Below are 19,920 nucleotides of genomic sequence, written 5' to 3'. Positions count from 1 at the left end.
TTTGAAAATTTATTTTCAGGAAATCGATGTGAAGCTGTGTCATGCCGCGAATGGCTTGGAGGCGGTGGCCCAAGTGCAGGCGGAAAAACCAGACATCATTCTGATGGACCTGATCATGCCAGAAATGGATGGATTTGAAGCCACCTTGGCGATCAAAGCGCAACATCCTGCTATTCCTTTGCTGGCACTCACTGCCCATTCTTTCCCACGGGAGAGGCACCAGGCTTACAAGGCTGGCTGCGACGAAATCATCACCAAACCCATTCGCAAAGACATCCTGTTCTTGATTCTGAAAAGGCACCTGGCCGTTAATGCTGAGTCAAAATAACTAATCGACTGTTTTGCCGTGGACGCTCGCGAATCTTTGGTTATCGGTTTTTAATCGATTTTACTCATCGTTTTCGTCATTCTATTCTTATCTGCGTTTAATGTCAATTGACTCATATTGAACTAATTTGCTATTTTCTTTCTGGAGCTCATCTGCTAGCTTTGAAGAAGTAATCTTAGATCAAAGAGGGGGCTGCAAGATGTGTTTTTGTTCCACAAAAACCTTGTGCCTCCCGGCAGGGCTTTCAGCTTGAAAAATTGGAAGATCCCCCTCTTTTTTGAAACCTTGAATCAGTAAGAAAACAGCGAGTCATGCGACCAAAAACACCGGATCACGAAAAGTTGGATGAGGGCGTTCGCGTTCGGTTGACAGCCTTGGAAAAGCGCTTGTTGCTGAAGCGCTGTAAAAAGGAGGGCTACCTGACTTTGAGTGATTTTTGCCGGGCCAAGCTGGTCAAAAAGCGGGAAATCAGAAAGGTGGAGGCTTCCAAAGAATTTGTTCTGCTGGTGCGCAAACTCGATTACGAACTCAACAAGATCGGGGTGAACCTAAACCAGGTATCTAAAAGGATCAACACCAATCATATCTACCATCTGACTGCTGCAGACCGGGAGATTTTCAGGCAGATCTTAAGGGAGCTTCGAAACTGTTTTTCGGTCCTGCAGCACTACCTGGATAAAATTGAAGATGGACCTTCGCAAACTTAAAAATGTACACAGATGGTAATTGTCATTCACCAGTCCAGTGATACCCGAAATGCCTTTCAATACAATGAGATGAAAGTCAAGGAGGGTGTGGCCAGTTATTTTCATAGTGCCAACACCATTTCTATCAATCCGTTTATGTATGGTCAGGGGCACCGGTGGAAGATCCTACACGACATTGAAAAGCAAAATCCACGGGTGAAAAAGAAGTGTTTGCATATCTCGGTGAATCCGTCCGGTTCTGATCTGTTGAAACTGGACGATAGAACCGTCCGGCAGGAAGTTGACCGAATGATGGAGCATATGGGATACGGAGGCCAGCCTTATTTTGTCTATAAGCATCAGGATTTGGAGCGGGTGCATTTTCATGTTGTCTCTACGCGGATTGATAAAACGACCGGCAAAAAGATCCGCGATGGATACGAAAAGGACAAGATGCAAAAGTTTGTCAAGGAGCTGGAACAAAAATACCAGCTCAAACAAGAGATTCCGGAACAACTCAGGAACCTGAAATTTACCGCATCCAGCGGATATCTGAAGCGAAACCTGGAAACTTTGTTTAGTGAGCTTAACCGAATGGATATCATCACTTCCAAAGATATGTATGACCAAGCGTTGGGATTCTTTCAGGTGGAAATCAGAAAAGCGGGGAGGGGGCATATGGTTTTTGTGACCGATGAGAATGGAACAGTAATCCGGCATCCGATGAAATTGTCGGACTTTGAAGAGCGGCCGAGGTTTTATCTTTCAAGACAAGAATTGTTGTCTCAGGAACAGAACAGGAAGGATTTACCAAATTCGTTTTCAAAACAAAATCATGAAGGAATTGCCATTGGGATACTAAAATCACTGATCATCAAAGAGTTGATTTTAAATATGGGAACACAGCTCACGGGAGATTCTTTCAAAAAAGGGAAAAGGAATCGACTTAAAAAGGGCGACAAGAAACGAAGAGGTAAAGGTTACAGGAAATAAACTGAAAACAAATCAACAAAGATCGCTTTCTTTCATGTAGATTTTTTTAGCTTATCGCAAATACTTCTGCTTCTCATCTCTGGAACCCTGTGCAAAGGAGTATCTAATTATATGGTCAGTACATCAAAATATAAGAATGTTTGGAGATCGTATATTTATGCAAGTTAGTTAAAAAATGGGATTACTGATGATATGGAATAGCTTCGAAACAGACTTTCGTCACATCGCTATCGACCTTAGGTTTTGTTTGAGAACAACTTTGAAAATGAAGAATAAACATTACTTTTGACGTTCTTTTCTTGTTCGTTCAATCATCTTCGATTAATTGGAAACTAACTAGCAAGTGAATTTTAATACTGATTATACTGATTATACCGATGATCGTTTGGTTACTTTTCTTAAAAAAGGTGACAAACAGGCCTTTAAAATATTGTTCGAAAAATACGGGGCAAGACTCTATTCTTTTGCTTTAAAGTATTTAAAAGAAACAGAAGATGCCAAGGATTTGCTGAATGAGGTCTTTTTGAAATTGTGGGAAAATAGACAGACACTAAAGACAAACACATCGTTACAGTCTTACCTTTTTACAATTGCGTATAACAATATTCGTCAGCGGTTTTTAAGAAAAATTAGGGAAGAGAAATATGTCCGAATTTTTGCCGAAGAATACCTTTTCGATACTTCAAAAAATGAAGAACAGTTAGATTACCAACTATTTGTTGATAAGATCAATCGGATTATCGATTTGCTCCCTTCCCGGAGAAGAGAGATTTTTACCTTGAGCTACAAAGAGGAACTGAAAAATCAACAAATAGCGGAGCGGCTTGGTTTGAGTGACCACCATGTGAAAAAGCAACTAGTCATAGCTCGTAAGTTTGTTCTTGACAAGGTCAAGGAAGACAATGGTTTGGCAGGCCTTCTATTCCTTTATCTTTTCATTGGGCGAGACAACGATTAAATTTGTGTAAAAAAAATCGTTTTCGAGGCATCCCTTTTCAGGAGAAGTTCATATTACTGGTAAAAGGATTCTCTGAATGACGATTAATAGAAAACATATCGACCGGGTTTTCAACCAAAGGTTCAGCCTTCTCGATCTGAAAATGGTTGAGAAGTATTTTGAAGATGAAAACCTGAATAAAAACGCCAAGCTTGTTGTTCAAGAACAGTGGGACCAGTTTGAGCCCGACGTTGATGACCGACCCAACCTTGATGATGTTTTTTACAAATTTTACTATGTCATCGATAATACCCCAAAACGAGCCTCTCATGGATCTGATTTCCTCCTGAAGATATCGAAAATTGCGGCCATTCTATTTGTAGGAATCCTGATTGCCGCAGCTGTCTATTTTTCCAATCGTGGAATCAACAATGCAACCAATCGTCAGATGGTTGAAATCGTTTCTCATGGAGGTTTTCGCAGTGAGTTCACACTCCCTGATGGAACAACCGGATGGTTGGGATATGGGTCGATCCTGAAATATCATGAGGATTCGAAGAAGCGACGGATCGTTGAATTGGATGGCCTTGCTTTTTTTGATGTCGTCCGTCAAAAAAAACACTCTTTCATCGTTAAAACACCAAACAAGTTAAACATCGAAGTGTTGGGAACAAAGTTTAATGTATCTGCCTACTCGAATGATCAGTCCTTTGATGTAGTGCTTCAAACAGGGAGCGTGAAGCTAAACCTGGGCGACCAGGAATTACAGAAAATGAACCCTAATGAACGGGTTGTATATCATTCTGGGAACAATACCATCGAAAAACTCATGGTTGAGAATATCGATGACTATCTCGCATGGAAAGATGGAAGGTTAGTTCTCAGAAATATTTCATTGAGGGAAGCCTGTGTCAAGTTGAGCCGATTTTATAATGTCGATTTCGAGCTACAAGCAAAGGGATTGGATGCCATGGAAATACAGCTGACTTTGGAAAACGAGACGCTTGAGAATGCACTGAACCTTTTGACAATGATCTCACCGGTGTCCTTCCAAGTGGAAAACCGCAGGATCCAGAATGATCAGTCTTACTCAAAAAAGAAAATAATAATAAAAAACAAGAAGCCTATGTAATAATATGCCTAGACATGAAAAATGCGGGAAAGCACTGCCCATGCCGTCCCGCAAATCAGTAAAGTTTATTTTGAGTTTCAACATTACTAATTTTCAAATTTATGAAAAAAAATCACAAGTATCGGGCATGGTATGACCATGCTTTAAAAACATTTTTGGTTATGAGACTAGTTCTTTTCATTTCTCTTGTCTGCATCATGCAATCTTTTGCATTGGACTCTTATACGCAAAGCTCAAAGATATCACTTTCAGTGAACGAAATGAGGCTTGACGATATCATCATGCAAATCGAGAGCGAAACTAAGTATCGCTTTGCCTACAATAAAGTCGACATCGATGTGGATGAGGTATATACGATCGATATTCACGAAGCTGAAATTAAAGAGGTTCTAAGTCAGCTTTTTGCAAACAAAAGAATCAACTACTCGATGGTTGACCGGCAAATTATTCTCTCCAGGCCGGAAGGATCATTTGCCGTATCCCAACAACCCCGTGCAATCACCGGTATAGTCACTGATTCCTCTGGTGAGCCGCTTCCGGGCGTCACTGTCTTGATAAAAGGTACAACGCAAGGCACCATCACTAACTTTGAAGGCATTTATTCAATTTCAAATGTTCCTACTGCCGGCACTTTGGTGTTTTCGTTCGTGGGGATGAAGAGCCAGGAGGTTAGTGTTGGCAATCAGTCAACGGTCAATGTGGCGATGGAGGAAGATGCCATCGGAATTGAAGAAGTAGTGGCGATTGGCTATGGCGTTGTTAAAAAAAGCGATTTGACGGGCGCGGTCTCTTCTGTAAAAGCTGAGGATTTGAACCCCGGTGCCAATGCTTCTGTTGAGCAAGCATTGCAAGGCCGGATTGCCGGTGTGCAGATTTCGCAAAAGAGTAACGAACCGGGTGGAGGACTGAGCATAAATATCAGGGGAGCTGGTTCAATTCAAGCCGGGAGCGAGCCGCTTTACGTGGTTGACGGTATTATCATCAACAATAGCAGCGTAGCGGGTACGGGTGGAGTTGGTTTTACGGGTAATCAAAATCCAAGAAACCCTTTAAACTCTCTAAATCCTTCAGACATTGAATCTTTGGAGGTTTTAAAGGATGCATCTGCTACTGCCATTTATGGATCGCGAGGATCGAATGGAGTTGTTATCATCACGACTAAAAAAGGAAAGAAAGGAAAACTAAAAGTTGCCTATGATGGATATTATGGTGTTCAGCACGCGACTGACAGGCTTGATGTGTTATCGGCGACAGAATACCGTGATGCTTTGAATTCGATTATTGACTTGGGAGGTGGTGATCCTCAGCAACGAATTGAAGAAATTGAAGGAGCAGGAACTGACTGGCAAGATCTAATTTATCGAACAGCAGCTATACAGAACCATAATGTATCCTTGTCAGGTGGAACCGAGAACCTGACCTATTTTACATCGTTGAACTACTATGATCAGGAAGGATTAGTGGATGGGTCTGGAATTAAGCGATATAACACACGCGTAAATTTGGCCTACGACGAAAGTGAAAAAATAAGAGCAGGTGTCAATTTGAACGCCTCCTATATCAACGATGATTTTGCTTCGACCGGGGTTGGTATTAATGAAAATGGTGGAGTAATATACACGGCAATCAACTACGACCCCGTAATTGAAGCGTTCAATGAGGATGGAAGCTACAAGCGTTCACAGTTTTTTACAGGTGACAATCCGCTCTCTGTTTTGAACGGAGAGGATGCTTTTGCGGAAACATTCCGCTTTATTGGAAACACTTATTTGGAGTATTTCATTATCCCCGAATTGTCTGCACAGGTTAAAGTTGGAGGCGATGTACAGGATGTGAGAAGAGATATTTTCATTCAGCCTTATACGTTGTCAGGTGCAGGTACTGGTGGTATTGCCTCAATCCAGACAGGAAGAAAAGATTATGTTTCTGCAGAAGGAACTCTGAATTTTAACAGGGAATTTGGCGCAAACAGATTGTCTGGAGTCGTAGGCGCAACATATGAATATTTCCAGACCAAAAGCTTTGCTGCTGATGCTCGCGGATTTGCACTTCCAGATCTTGGAACCAATGCGCTGGGATCGGGTGATCCACTCTTAAACCATGTGGGGAGTGGCCGAACGCAGGCAAAGTTTATCTCATACCTGGCTCGGGTAAACTACTCACTTATGAATAAATACTTGTTTACTGCGTCTATCCGAGCTGACGGTTCTTCCAGATTTGGAGAGAATAATAAGTTTGGATATTTCCCATCGGGTGCGTTTGCATGGAAAATGCAAGAGGAAGGTTTTATGGACGAATTAGTTTGGATTACCGAATTGAAACCCAGAATAAGCGTAGGTAGCACAGGGAATGCAAATATTGGCAACTCATTGGCATTTCAGACATTCTCCACAGGAGGCCAGGTTCTTTTTGGAAATAGCTATTACAGTACAATTTTGCCGTCGAGAATTGCGAATCCGAACTTGACTTGGGAAAAGGCTGTTCAATTCGATATCGGCTTTGATTTTGGAATATTGGAAAATCGAATTACTGGATCTTTTGACTATTTCAATAAAGAAACAACTGATTTGTTGGTTAATATTCCTCAGCCATTAAATACGGGATTTGAAGGTCAGGTTCAGAATCTGGGTGGTGTCAGAAACCAAGGATTTGAACTTACTCTGAGTGGGGATGTGATTCGAAAAGCTGACCTGTACTGGAATCTTTCAGGAAATTTTTCAACCCTAAAAAATGAGGTCCTTAATATTGGTGATCGTGGAGATATTATTCGGGGAGGACTTGCTCAAATACCCGATTTCTCTATTATTACACCTGGGGAACCGTTGGATTCCTACTATGGACTTATCGTAGATGGTATTTGGCAAGCTGATGACGATTTTAGTGTGACGAACGACAATGTCAACCCGGGAGACATCAAATATCGGGATATTAACGGAGATAAAACGATTAACGGTGATGATCGTACCATAATTGGCGATCCTATTCCCGATTTTGCATGGGGGCTTACCAGTAATCTTAGAGTGAAAAACTTCACGTTGGACATTGTTATGCAGGGCGTTGAGGGCGTTGATAAGCTTAATGCTAATCTTGCGAATTCCATGTTCCCAAACAATTTCAGACAGAATCGAATTGCTGAGCCGCTTCTGGAACGATGGACTCCGGAAAATCCAACCAATAAATATCCCTCTTTTGTAAATCCACTAGCCTCAGGAGGCACTAATTCTCTGGTCAACAGCATAACCGTCGAAGATGCCTCATACATCAGGCTACAATCCGTGAGAGTTGGGTACAATGTTGAAGTCGGTCGAATAAGTCGGATTAGCAAACTGGCTTTCTATGTCACGGCTCAAAATCTATTCACCATAACAGACTATTTGGGGACTGACCCGGCAGCAAATGCCAGTGGCAGCAATACTTCAGCAGTAGATTTTAATGCTTATCCACTTCCTCGTACCTATATGATAGGCGTAAATGTAGAATTTTAAAAAAGGCAAATATGAATAATACAAGAATCAATCAAATAATAGGGATAATGCTCCTAGTATTTTTCACTGCATCATGTGAGAGCAAACTGGACTTATCACCGGTGGATGAATTTGCACCGGGAAATGCCTTGCAGTCTAAAGCCGGACTAGAAGCATTGTTGTTCGCTGCGTACAATGAATATAGCATGGGGCCTACTGTTCGGGATGAAGTTTTGATCAACGAAGTAACAACGGATGTTGGCTTTGTTCGAATCGGGGCTGTTGAACGAGAAATGAAACCATATATTGATTTTAATTGGGATGCATCGACCGCCCAGCTTCAAAATTTATTCTGGTCTCCCAGATACAGGGCGATAAGAAATGCAAACACCTTGCTCGACAATATTGCAGATTCACAGGTTGATGAGGAATTCAAAAGGCAAGTTGTTGCAGAAGCAAGATATATCAGAGCATTTGAATATGCGTATATGTATAAGTATTTCGGGGTAGTGCCTCTCAGAACAACCACTGATTTAACAGTCCAACCCAAAGAGCTCGGACTTCCATCCGAGGAGGATTTTCGAAATTTTGTCGAGACTGAGTTGATGGAAGCCGCCGAAGATTTAGTGCATCCGTCGGAGCAAACCCAAATTTCGAGGGCAACTAAAGGGCATGCTTATGCTGCGTTAACTAAATTTTTGATGAACACAAAACAGTGGGCTAAAGTAGTTGATGTTACCCAGGATTTGATGGATCTTAACTATTATGAGCTTTTCCCAACTTACCGTGCAACTTTCTTTGTTGAGAATGAACCTCAAAACAATCTTGCCAATCGGGAAATTATTGTGACCTGGTCGCTCACGAATGAGGAAGGCCGTAATAACAATTACCAGAATGGAGCCTTTCCTCCCGGATTCAGGAGATCGGACAATATTCCGGAATTTGAATGGACCACAAGTATGGCCAACTGGGCCACCCAGTTTACGATGAGAGATGGTTTTGTGGATTCTTTTGACCCCGATGACGTTAGAAAGAAGACTATTATTGAAAATTACTACAACGCTGCTGGAGCACTAGTAAATCTGAGAACAACAACTCACAACAGCAGAAGTATTAAGTACTTCGATAATAATCAAGTGGGGAATGCTAGCGGTGCTGACACGCCATACCTTAGATATGCAGATATCCTGCTTTGCAGGGCAGAAGCGTTGAATGAAATCAGTGGCCCCACACAGGAATCCGTTGATCTGGTAAACCTGGTTAGAAACCGGGCCGAAGTAACACCTTATGCCTTAGCTGACGTAGGTGCCAAAGAAACTTTCAGGGATTTGATTTTGGATGAGCGTGGATGGGAGTTTTTCTCGGAAGGAAAACGTCGCGAAGACCTTATTCGCCACGGTAAGTTTCTGGAATATGCAGAGCAACGCGGATTGACCGTTTCTGAAAAACAGGTTTACTTTCCGTATCCGTTGGCTGAAGTTGACGCAAATCCAGCACTTCAACAGCGGGAAGGATATTAATTTATCCTAACAGTTTAATTTAGAGGGTTGCATTTGTTAACTTCGGGTGCAACCCTTTCTATTCTTTTTTGCCCCTGTGGCACAACAGGCTATTATATTGTTGTTGTTTAAACCTTTCGATATGCAAAAAGCAGATTTTAAAAATTTGCAGGAAGAAAGACAAACTCAATATACAGTACTGCCATGAAAATGATTAACAAACCCGAAATACAATAAAAATCCAGTCCGATGAATTTCAGAGAATCAGCTATAAAAGGAACCTTGGCGATTTGCTTGTTGCTGACTTCGTTGTCAATGGAGGCACAGGAGATGGGCGTAAATTTTAACGAATCACTTTTTCACGCGAAAGATGTTGCAAAACTGGGACGAACTAAAACGACCTGGGTCCGTGGCTTTTTTGATTTTTTTCCATACTATGAAAATCAGGACCGGTTAACTGATATTAACGATCAGTTCGAAGATTTTCTAAATCTTAAAAGTGCAGGGTATAAAACAATTCTCAGTATTAAATGGAATTTCCACAACAAATCCTATCCCGACACGACAAGTAGTGAAATTGAAAACTATAATGATTTTCTTCAGCGTGTTTTAGATCGCATTTGGGATAAAATTGACATCATTGTTGTTGGCAACGAGCCATTCATCGAATCGATGAATGATGACGAAAGAAACAATAACCTGTCGCCTTTCTACCAATACATGTGTAACCGGGTACATGAGTACAAAATCGGAAAAGCGGATGTTCCAATTTATTTTGGGGCCTTTAACAGGTTATACGATTTTCATAGGGATACCGAAGGTGTTCTTAAAATGCTGGAATTTGTTAAGGAAACACCATGGATTGAGGGCGTCGATTTGCACATACATCATAAAAACAATAACGATATTGTTTCAATGTACAGCTACGCCAATGACAGGATCAGGAACGACCAGAAAATCCTAATTACTGAGTTTTCACTGGTTTTCTGGTGGCAAGATCACAACAAAGATCTCATTCCTGCCGAATTTGCATCAAAATACGGTTATCCTGCAGATATGTTGGTGCATCAATACATTTCCCATGCATTGAACGATCGTCGTCCGAAGGAAGAATGGGATGATTTTTTGAGTATGTGCCCATGGTTTGAGGAAAGGAAACACTACCTGTGGGAAGCATATGAACTTTTGTCACAGTACGAGTCTTTCCATGTTGCCACCTATTCATACCAAATTAGCAGGGGTGCCAATTTCCATGAAAATTCAGTGCCTTGGCTTATTAATAATTTGATTGCAGCAGTTACCATTGAAGATGATCCTCAAACAGGGAATAAGCAATTTAATTATGCTTTTATCGACGATTTCTTTAAAATTCAGGACATTGAAGTAAGCGAGAATGAAACACCTTTGCCGCCGGACCCGACAAAAATTTTTATGCAGTTTGGTTTTGATGATAACCTGGCCGATGCCTCGCCTGAAAATGTCGAATTCAATCTAACCAGAGGTGCCGAAACCTACACCGAAGGTAAATTTGGGAAAGCATTAAGTTTTAACAACACGGCCTTTGTGACCACACAAGAGGCCATTATCAATGTTGGATCAGAAAGCAGCACCTTGGGAGTATGGGTGAAAATGGATCAATCGACCAGTATAGCCAATGCAGGGATGACCATACTGCATCAAAAAGATCCACCGGAAAGCACTCCTCCTGGTCGGATTATGATGGAAATATTGAATGGCGATATGCCGGCTTCTTTCGAGAGTGGAATCCGTGTACAAAGCGTTGACGCGATTGAACCGGGAACTTGGAACCACATCGCAGTTGTTCACGAAGCTGAAAAAGCTGTCAAAAGCATTTTTGTCAATGGCGTATTGTACGGGATTGCCGCTTTTGGCACCGAAAAATCGGTAGGACAATTTGTGTTGGGAGCTTTCAAAACAGAAGACAGAACTTATTTCTATGGCAGCCTCGACGAACTATTTTGGACAAGAGAAGTGCTTAGCCCGGAACAGATCCAGTCCATCATGACTGATGGACTTACAGAAAGTTATGAAGGACAAGAGACTGATGTCCCTTCTCTTAAGCACAAGCCTGATTTTAATCTCTTTTATCCTAATCCAGCAGTCAATGGTATTGAGTTCACGACGAAAGCAATGGCACTAAAAGGACAGTTTCAGCTATTCGACTTGAACGGTCGGGCAGTTACATCATTACAACCGGTGCAGGATGGTAGGATTGATTTGGATAATCTGGCAAGAGGAATCTATTTCGTGAAGATAGTTTCTGATAGCAAAATTTATTCAGATCGATTGATTTTGACGAACTAAGGAAGTAAGATTTTATAAGGGCTGTGCCAAGCCGAACAGAGGCATCATCTTTTATTCAATAATGCTTAGTGTGTTGACTTTCAATAATCTAAAAAAATTACGATATGAAACTAATAAAGCTTACTGTTGTCATTCTTAGCATATTTTGCTACGCGTCCTTTTTAAGCTTCGCTCAGACAGGAGGGACCAAAAACCTACTTAAAATTGATTTGACAAATTCGAAAAAAGTTTCTCCAATTGAATATGGCTGGCATTACGAAGAAATTGGTATGATCGGCGAAGGCGGTTTGTATGCCGAGATGGTTCGGAACCGGGCGTTTGAAGAAGCCAACCCGCCCCGCGGCCTGGAAGTGGAGGACGGCCGTTATGTGGCCATCCCACAGGAAGGTGACAATCCAAGAAAAAAAGTCTATTCAATCGACCCGCTTGTTGGGTGGAGCAGATTTCCCCGGAATACACGAAACATCGATTTGAAAATTGTTGATACCCATCCGCTGAATCCATCTAACCTGCACTCTCTGCAGGTGGAGGCAAAGGGAAAAACTGGTGCCAGAATGTCGGGTGTGATCAATACAGGTTTCTACGGAATGCACTTTGAGCAAGGTAATCAGTACAAATTGTCGTTTTATTCCAGGGCAGAGGAATTCAACGGAAAACTGAACCTTTTTTTGTGTGATTCGACAGGGAAAAAAATTTCAGACCAATTTGAAGTCGACAAACTTTCCGAAGATTGGAAGAAATTCTCGTTTATTTTTGAAGCCGAAAAATCAACCACGAAGGGAATGCTATGTATTGAGCCGGTTGGAGATGGCACTTTTTTCCTGGATGTTGTATCCCTGTTTCCAGGAGATACTTGGGATGATGGCAAATCAGTGTTCAGGACGGACATCATGAAAAACCTGATCGACTATGCGCCTGATTTTCTTCGTTTTCCGGGGGGATGTTTGGTGCATGGCGTGAATGTGGAAACGATGTATCACTGGAAAGAAACCATTGGCGATCCTGCTGAACGCCCCGGAGCCTGGTCTAAATGGGAGCCCAACTACCGGACCGATGGTTTGGGTTACCACGAGTTTTACGAATTGTGCGAATACCTTCATTGCGATGCGATGTACGTAACTCCCTCGGGTTTGGTATGCACAGGCTGGGTTCATGCGTCTGATGAGAAAGACGGGTATCACCACCCTGATGTTGATGTTCAGGAATATATTCAGGATGTTTTGGATGCCATTGAATATGCCATTGGCCCAGTCGATTCAGAGTGGGGGGGCATGCGGGCTGCTAATGGCCATCCGAAACCATTTCCTCTAAAATATATAGAAATCGGAAATGAAGATTTCGGCCCGGCCTATTACCGGAATTACGATGCGATTTACCGTGCGGTGAGTTCAAAATATCCGCAGCTAAAGATTATTGCAAATAGCATCATCGGCCAAAGCAACGATGCGGATAAAAAAAGAGAACGGATCGCTGAATTTGTCGATCCTTCAACCGTCACGATTTTTGATGAGCACTATTACAAAGATATTCCATGGGTGATTGAAAATTATTACAAGTTTGATCAATATCAGCGGCCGGGACCCAATTTGTTTATCGGTGAATTGGGAATCCGGGGAACACATCCGCTGGATGTGCTAGGCGAAGCGGTTTTTATGATGGCGATGGAACGAAATGCCGATTTGAAACCGATGATGGCCGATCGTCCGCTGATGCGGAACTGGGATTTTGTGGAGGGCCGTGGCAATCCGCTCTTGTTTCATACCAATTCAAAAAGTTTCAAAACATTCAATTACTACATGTCTAAACTTTTCCGTGACAATAAAACGGATGTGTGGTATAATGCAGAGTTTATGAAGTCCGGGAGCGCGGTTCCGCTCAGCCAGGAATATTTGTTTTCATCAGCGGGATTCGACTCCGAAAACAATGAATTGGTGGTTAAGGTGGTAAACCTTCGGGAAGAGGCGGTTGCAACAAGGCTTCAGTTTGGTGAAGGAAACAAGACGGTGAACGCAACGGTAACCAGCTTAAGCAGCGACGGGAAGGTGAAAAATACACCGAAGCGGCCTTATGCTGAGGTGCCACACGTTGAAGAAATCCGCCTGGATTTGCAGGGAGAATATGTTTTCGAGCCGAAATCACTTACAATAATTCGTTTTAGAAAATCTTTTTAAAGTAGACTAAACTCTTTAATTATGAAGTCGATAAAAATACTCTTGACGTTACTGGGCTTAATTGTTGTCCATGCTGCCGTTGCTCAGGTGAGGATAACGGTTAATGCAAACAAGAAAGGACAACCCATATCCCCGAATTTATTTGGTTTATTTACTGAGCACATCGGCAATAATGTGTATCAGGGGGCCTGGGCGCAGGTGGTGGAAAACCCGGAATTTGTTTCCGCAGATTATTGGCCTGTGCGTGATTACGACGACAGGATGGAAGGAAAGTTGCAAAACTTTCAGGAAACCTTTTACCTGCCGGCTTTGACTGGTGAGGCGAAAAACGGATTTGCAGCCTATTGGGCGTCCTCCGGAAATTTGAACGGAAGGTTGTTGAATGAAGGCATGCACGATTTTCAGCAATTAAAAGCAGGAGATCAGACTGGTTATCTGGAGACAGGCGTATTTCCACCGCTTCACCGGACAGACGGTTATGAAGTATCTTTGACAGCCCGTTCTGAAAATCAGACAGAAGTTATTCTGCAATTTTTAAACCTTGAAAAAACAATCATTGGTGAGGCAACTTTTGCATTGAACTCCTCTTGGCAAACTTTAAAAAAGAAGGTAACCCTTGCATCAGCCGGGCACCAAAAAGGCGATCCATATTTGTTGCGCCTGGTCGTCAAGCCTGGCACCATAACCGAATTTTCACGGATTTTATGCTTTCCCGATGATCATATGGACGGCTGGGAACCAGAGCTAGTTGAATTATTGAAAAAGATGGAACTTCCTTTGCTTCGTTTCCCCGGCGGCAATTTTGTAAGCGGCTACCACTGGAAGGATGGCATTGGCCCGATTGATCAACGTCCGGTGTTGCCCAACCCTGCTTGGCATGAGATGGAATGGAACCACGTCGGAACCGATGAATGGATGAGTTTATGCAAACTGATTGGTGCCGAGCCAATGATTTGCGTAAACGCTGGCAACGGCACCCCAGAGGAAGCAGCAAACTGGGTGCAATATTGCAACGATCCGGCCACCACGCCGATGGGTCGGTTGAGAGCGAAAAACGGGCATGAAGAACCCTACAACGTGAAAATATGGGAAGTTGGCAACGAGCTATGCGGCGACTGGCAAATAGGGTTTACCGATGGTGAAGGATATGCCAGGCGCTATGCTGCCTTTGCACCGGAACTGTTAAAGGCAGACTCAAGCATTTCATTGATCGCGAACGGATTAATCCAGGTGTTGGAGAAATCCGAATTGATTAGCCGGGGAGTTGACCCAAAATGGAATGATAAGCTGATGGAATACAATGGGAATTTGGTGAGATCGATTTCGGTTCACTCCCTGGTTGGCAGAGCAGTTGACAGGGATGCAGATCCGGTGGAAGTTTGGAAAGATATGGTTGCTTTTATTGAAAACTATCCCAGTTTCTTGCAAAAATTGGTAGTTGTCCCCATGCAGGAGGCTAATGTTGAGCCAAAAGTTGCCATCACCGAATTGATGGATTGGCCACAACCGCGTTCGGTTGGCAACGTGACCAGCATCAGTGGGGCTTTGTGGTATTCAGGAATTATCAATACCTGCATCCGAAGTAATGGACTGGTGGAGTTGGTTACCCGGTCTGCGTTGATGAATCATGGGGGCGGATTGAGAAAGGAGCGGGGAATTGTTTATACCGAACCGGTTTACTGGAGCCACCTGATGTATGCGAGCCAGAACGGAACAATACCTCTGGATGTCAACACTACCGCGCCAATATTTGACAGCTCTGGAAAATATGTGATCCGAAGAGAAAATATGCCGGTGGTTGATGCTGTTGCTTTGATGGATGAGAACGGCAGCACAACTTCCGTTTTTATCTGCAACCGCGATGCCAATGCAACACAGGAGGTTGAGCTGAATTGGGAAGGGTTTGAAGTAGAAAATCATGCGGAGCTAATCGTTATACGCTGTAATGATCTCGCCTTGCGAAATAGCTGGGATCAACCTGAAAAAATTGCTCCGCTTTTTGATGAAATCTCAGTGAAACGAAACCAGATCAAATATTCTATGCCACCATTGTCTTTGATGAGAATTAGCTTGATTTCAAAATAGCTTGTCTCCGAGGCTCAATTTCTGTGAAAAAATAAAATTGCAATGTATGAAAGCAGTTAAACTTACCACGCTATATTTGACCATTGTATTGGTCTCGATTTTCAATAGTTTAAGCGCCCAACAACCCAATCCGCCGGGGCAAGTTGAAAACTCAGAGGATGCGATTAATCAAGCGTATCTGTTTGCTCACATGACTCATGAGGATTACGGGAAACTCTATTATTCGGTGAGTCTTGACGGTTTGCACTGGTACGCCCTGAATGACCGCAAACGGGTGTTTGACGAGTATCATGGGCATCCTGACATTTGCAAAGGGCATGACGGACGCTACTACATTGCAGGGAACAGGGGAGATAATTCTCCTGATATCAACTTCTGGGTTTCTGACGATTTAGTGACATGGGAAAAATACAGTACCTATACGCCGGATCTAAAAAGTACGCCCGATTATTCCTACGCACTGCAGCGGATTGGAGCTCCCAAAGTATATTTTGATCAGGGTTTGAAACAATACATCGTTACATGGCACACGCCGCATATGGAAGGCACAAAGGAAGATGCAGAACGCTACTGGGCCAGCCAGCGAACTTTATACGTGCTGTCAAACGATTTAAAGATATTTTCAGAGTATCCGACACGTTTGTTCGACTGGGACATGGGAACCATCGATGTTTTTATCCGAAAAATAGGAGAAAACTATTATGCAGTTTTAAAAGATGAAACCTATCCGACACTATACTGGACAACGGGAAAGACCATTCGCATCGCAAAAGCTCCGTCTATCTTGGGACCATATTCAGAGCCGGGACCGTCAATCAGCCCGAACTTCAGGGAAGCGCCGATGCTCATTCCGTCTCCCGATAACACGGTGTGGTATCTTTATTACGAACAATATCCCGGCATTTCGTATGGTCTGTCGATTGCCGATAATATGAATGGTCCCTGGTACCAGGCATCGGGATATACGTTCCACCGTACATGGGACAAATACGGTCTTCCTTCTTCTGTAAGGCACGGTTGTATGATGACGATTTCAAAAGAAGAATACAATACCTTAGTCGATCATTTCGGTATTGTAAAATAATTTTAAACCGATAAGAAATGAAATTTATCACGATCTGTTCCATACTTTTCGTTGCTGCTATGCAGCTTGCCGCGCAGGAGAAAAGAGAAATATTTTTCGCAGATCCAACCATTTATGTTGAAAACGGGAAATACTATCTGACAGGTACGAAAGGAGCTCGGGATCCCTTGGGTTTTGCTGTCCTGGAATCCAAAGACCTTAAAACCTGGTCTTCACCTTCAGGCTCCAACGATTCGCTGTACATGATACTGAATCGGGGAGATCAAACCTTTGGCACCGGGGGCTTTTGGGCGCCGCAACTGTTCAAGGTAAATGACTCATACTACCTGACCTATACCGCAAACGAACAAACCGTTTTGGCCCGGTCACAATCGCTGCTTGGTCCTTATAGACAGAAGGAAGTAGCTGCCATCGATGGTTCTGAAAAAAATATCGACTCCTTCCTTTTCAAAGATGATGATGGGAAATATTACCTCTACCACGTCCGGTTTAACCGGGGTAATTATTTATGGGTAGCTGAGTTTGATCTGGAAAAGGGAAAGATCAGACCGGGAACTTTGAAGAAATGTTTTGATCAGACAGAGCCTTGGGAAGCCACTCCGAACTTTGAGTCGGCACCCATTTTGGAAGGTCCAACCGTCATTCGCTTATTGGACAAATATTACCTGTTTTATTCGGCTAACCACTTCAAAAATATTGACTATTCGGTTGGTTATGCCGTTTCCGATTCTCCGTACGGGCCTTGGGTCAAGCAGGCGGACAGTCCGATCCTTCACCGTTCTATGGTTGGCGAAAATGGCTCCGGACACGGGGATTTGTTTGAAGGGCAAGACGGCCAGTTGTATTACGTTTATCATGTTCACTTTAATCAGGAACAGGTAGCACCCAGACGGACACGAATAGTCCCGGTAATCAAAGCCTGGGATCCGAGAAAGGCTCTTTACAGATTCCGCGTAGATGGAGAAAAGGTCATTGTGCCTGTGTTGTCAGAAAAATAGTCACTTAAATACTCGAATATGAATCAATTAACTATGGGAAAAGCAAATCTTTTAATTTTATTAGTTGTGGCAGCGTTTTCAGCTTGTCAAAATCAAACGCAAAAGGTCGGCCAAAGATCAGAAGGAACAGAACCTGTGAAACAGAAGTGGACAGTTGATCAGGCTAATTCCTGGGAGGAAGAGCACGGCTGGCTCCGCGGTAGTAATTTCAATCCGCGAACTGCCATCAACCAGCTGGAAATGTGGCAATCAGAAACATTTGACCCAGAAACTATTGATCAGGAACTAGGATGGGCTGAAGAAATTGGCTTGAACTGTATGCGGGTATATCTTCATCATGTGGCCTGGGAAGTGGACAAAGAAGGCTTCAAGGACAGGATGAGCCAGTACCTGGATATTGCCGACAGCCACGGCATCAAAACCATTTTTGTGTTTTTTGATGATTGTTGGAATCCGATATACGAAGCAGGCAAACAACCGGATCCAAAACCAGGCGTTCACAATTCCGGCTGGGTGCGCGATCCCGGCGAGCTGATCTTTCTTGATGAAAACTTGATGCCTCTCTTGGAAGAATATGTTAAAGATATCCTGACTGCGTTTAAGGACGACAAACGAATTGCGATCTGGGACTTATACAATGAACCGGGAAACAATCGACTAGGGAACAGCTCCATGCCTTTACTACGGAATGTCTTCAGATGGGGTTGGGAAGTGCGTCCGTCACAGCCGCTGTCTGCCGGAGTTTGGAATGTACAATTAACAGACTTAAATAGGTTTCAGCTGGAAAATTCAGATATTGTTACTTATCACAATTATAAAGGGCCGGAAGAGCACCAAGCTGCCATTGATACTTTGAAACTGATTGGCCGCCCGATGGTTTGCACTGAGTATATGGCGAGACGCAACAATAGCCTGTTCACCAATATTATGCCGATCCTGAAAAAAGAAAATATCGGTGCTATCAACTGGGGCCTGGTCGCCGGAAGGTCAAATACCAAATATGCCTGGGACGAACCCATTCCCGATGGTTCGGAACCGTCGCTCTGGTTTCACGAAATCTTCCATCCCGATGGAACGCCTTACAGTCAGGAAGAAGTGGAGCTGATTAAAAATTTGACAAAGGTTCAATAACCAATCTGGCTTTAACAATCCAGTTGGGAAAAAATTTTATACCGGAAAAATATGAATTCGTTGAAAAATTTTTCTTTCAAAAGCAAAAAGCCACTTGGAGCTGCCGTTTTGCTCTGTAGCTTGAGTGTTGGGCACGGCCAGCCAGCCATGTCTCAATCAAATGAAAATCGCAAAAATGTGGTTCTGTTTTTGGTTGACGATTTAAAACCAAATTTAGGTTGTTATGGCGATCCGGTTGCCGTGAGCCCCAATATTGACAAACTGGCAAGCAGAGGGGTACGTTTCAATAAAGCCTTTTGCAACCAGGCAGTGTGCATGGCATCACGCTATAACATCATGCTGGGGGCCCGGTCAACCAGTACCGGACTTTACAATTTTGGAACCGAGTTCCGCGATGCCTATCCGGATGCGGTCACCCTGCCTCAATATTTTATGAATGCAGGATACCATGCCGAATCGATGGGGAAAGTTTACCACATCGGACATGGCAATACCAACGATGAAGCATCGTGGAGCATTCCTCACTACAAGGAAAAAGTCATAGAATATTTAGATCCCGAAAGTACCAACCGGGAACTTACCCGAGAAGAAGCTTACTTTGAGAATAGCCACTTGTATTTTGAGGATTTTCCGCCAAACAGGGATCTGCCACGTGGAGCAGCTTGGGAGTCGCCCGATGTGTTGGATGACGCCTATGCCGACGGACGCGTAGCCAGGCATGCCATTGATCGTCTGCGAGAGTTGAAAAAGAACCCGGAACAACCTTTTTTCATGGCCGTTGGATTTGCCCGTCCGCACTTACCTTTCAGTGCGCCAAAAAAATATTGGGACCTTTATAATCCGGAGGAATTGCCCATGCCGGAGTATGAGAAAGACCCGGAAGGAGCTCCCCGATATGCCACAAAAAGAGGGGGTGAAATTGATCAGTTTAAGCCTATTCCTGCGGGCCAGTACGTTTACGCTGATACGTTAACCCGAAAGTTGATCCATGGCTATTATGCCTCCATGAGCTATATGGATGCTCAGCTTGGCCGGGTGATGGATGAACTGGAACGTTTGAACATGCTTGAGAATACGATTATCGTTC

The 19,920-nt window shown here is 43.3% G+C and carries 14 protein-coding genes; all 14 read left to right on the top strand.

Annotated elements, in window-relative coordinates:
• Positions 1-328: response regulator (locus tag NC99_RS04115; protein ID WP_162231138.1), on the top strand; the 328-nt coding region annotated here is incomplete at its 5' end.
• 311 nt (positions 329-639) lie between these two features.
• Positions 640-1,035 (top strand): plasmid mobilization protein, encoded by a 396-nt coding sequence (locus NC99_RS04110; RefSeq protein ID WP_053180146.1) that lies wholly within the window; start codon positions 640-642, stop codon positions 1,033-1,035.
• 12 nt (positions 1,036-1,047) lie between these two features.
• A complete protein-coding gene (locus tag NC99_RS04105; protein ID WP_053180144.1) occupies positions 1,048-2,007 on the top strand; it encodes a relaxase/mobilization nuclease domain-containing protein in 960 nt (319 codons plus the stop codon).
• A 343-nt stretch (positions 2,008-2,350) separates the two neighbouring features.
• Positions 2,351-2,965 carry an RNA polymerase sigma factor gene (locus NC99_RS04100; RefSeq protein ID WP_082326302.1) on the top strand — a complete coding sequence of 205 codons (615 nt, stop codon included), beginning with the start codon at positions 2,351-2,353 and terminating at the stop codon, positions 2,963-2,965.
• Between the two features lie 76 nt (positions 2,966-3,041).
• Positions 3,042-4,076 carry a FecR family protein gene (locus NC99_RS04095; protein WP_053180140.1) on the top strand — a complete coding sequence of 345 codons (1,035 nt, stop codon included), beginning with the start codon at positions 3,042-3,044 and terminating at the stop codon, positions 4,074-4,076.
• 101 nt (positions 4,077-4,177) lie between these two features.
• Positions 4,178-7,561 carry a TonB-dependent receptor gene (locus NC99_RS04090; protein ID WP_053180137.1) on the top strand — a complete coding sequence of 1,128 codons (3,384 nt, stop codon included), beginning with the start codon at positions 4,178-4,180 and terminating at the stop codon, positions 7,559-7,561.
• Positions 7,562-7,572: 11 nt separating this feature from the next.
• Positions 7,573-9,060 carry a RagB/SusD family nutrient uptake outer membrane protein gene (locus tag NC99_RS04085; RefSeq protein WP_053180135.1) on the top strand — a complete coding sequence of 496 codons (1,488 nt, stop codon included), beginning with the start codon at positions 7,573-7,575 and terminating at the stop codon, positions 9,058-9,060.
• A 228-nt stretch (positions 9,061-9,288) separates the two neighbouring features.
• Complete coding sequence (locus tag NC99_RS04080) at positions 9,289-11,364, top strand: LamG-like jellyroll fold domain-containing protein (protein ID WP_082326301.1); 2,076 nt, start codon at positions 9,289-9,291, stop codon at positions 11,362-11,364.
• 104 nt (positions 11,365-11,468) lie between these two features.
• Positions 11,469-13,535 (top strand): alpha-L-arabinofuranosidase C-terminal domain-containing protein, encoded by a 2,067-nt coding sequence (locus NC99_RS04075; protein ID WP_082326300.1) that lies wholly within the window; start codon positions 11,469-11,471, stop codon positions 13,533-13,535.
• 21 nt (positions 13,536-13,556) lie between these two features.
• Complete coding sequence (locus tag NC99_RS04070; RefSeq protein ID WP_053180131.1) at positions 13,557-15,620, top strand: alpha-L-arabinofuranosidase C-terminal domain-containing protein; 2,064 nt, start codon at positions 13,557-13,559, stop codon at positions 15,618-15,620.
• Between the two features lie 46 nt (positions 15,621-15,666).
• Entirely contained in the window at positions 15,667-16,704 is a 1,038-nt protein-coding gene (locus NC99_RS04065) for a glycoside hydrolase family protein (protein ID WP_053180129.1), read from the top strand.
• Between the two features lie 17 nt (positions 16,705-16,721).
• The gene (locus tag NC99_RS04060; protein ID WP_053180127.1) at positions 16,722-17,702 is read left to right on the top strand and encodes a glycoside hydrolase family 43 protein; all 981 of its coding nucleotides are present in this window, start codon (positions 16,722-16,724) and stop codon (positions 17,700-17,702) included.
• 18 nt (positions 17,703-17,720) lie between these two features.
• Entirely contained in the window at positions 17,721-18,833 is a 1,113-nt protein-coding gene (locus NC99_RS04055; protein ID WP_204374891.1) for a glycoside hydrolase 5 family protein, read from the top strand.
• Between the two features lie 60 nt (positions 18,834-18,893).
• Positions 18,894-19,920, top strand: a 1,027-nt coding sequence (locus tag NC99_RS04050) for a sulfatase-like hydrolase/transferase (RefSeq protein ID WP_204374890.1), incomplete at its 3' end; no start/stop codon positions are given.

It is taken from the genome of Sunxiuqinia dokdonensis, from assembly GCF_001270965.1.
Lineage (GTDB): Bacteria > Bacteroidota > Bacteroidia > Bacteroidales > Prolixibacteraceae > Sunxiuqinia > Sunxiuqinia dokdonensis.
This window is presented reverse-complemented; position numbering and strand designations above follow the sequence as displayed.

Coding starts and splice junctions, on each gene's coding strand:
- NC99_RS04075 (WP_082326300.1), top strand. CDS start 11,469: ATGAAACTAATAAAGCTTACTGTTGTCATTCTTAGCATATTTTGCTAC.
- NC99_RS04065 (WP_053180129.1), top strand. CDS start 15,667: ATGAAAGCAGTTAAACTTACCACGCTATATTTGACCATTGTATTGGTC.
- NC99_RS04085 (WP_053180135.1), top strand. CDS start 7,573: ATGAATAATACAAGAATCAATCAAATAATAGGGATAATGCTCCTAGTA.
- NC99_RS04110 (WP_053180146.1), top strand. CDS start 640: ATGCGACCAAAAACACCGGATCACGAAAAGTTGGATGAGGGCGTTCGC.
- NC99_RS04090 (WP_053180137.1), top strand. CDS start 4,178: ATGAAAAAAAATCACAAGTATCGGGCATGGTATGACCATGCTTTAAAA.
- NC99_RS04070 (WP_053180131.1), top strand. CDS start 13,557: ATGAAGTCGATAAAAATACTCTTGACGTTACTGGGCTTAATTGTTGTC.
- NC99_RS04105 (WP_053180144.1), top strand. CDS start 1,048: ATGGTAATTGTCATTCACCAGTCCAGTGATACCCGAAATGCCTTTCAA.
- NC99_RS04080 (WP_082326301.1), top strand. CDS start 9,289: ATGAATTTCAGAGAATCAGCTATAAAAGGAACCTTGGCGATTTGCTTG.
- NC99_RS04060 (WP_053180127.1), top strand. CDS start 16,722: ATGAAATTTATCACGATCTGTTCCATACTTTTCGTTGCTGCTATGCAG.
- NC99_RS04095 (WP_053180140.1), top strand. CDS start 3,042: ATGACGATTAATAGAAAACATATCGACCGGGTTTTCAACCAAAGGTTC.
- NC99_RS04055 (WP_204374891.1), top strand. CDS start 17,721: ATGAATCAATTAACTATGGGAAAAGCAAATCTTTTAATTTTATTAGTT.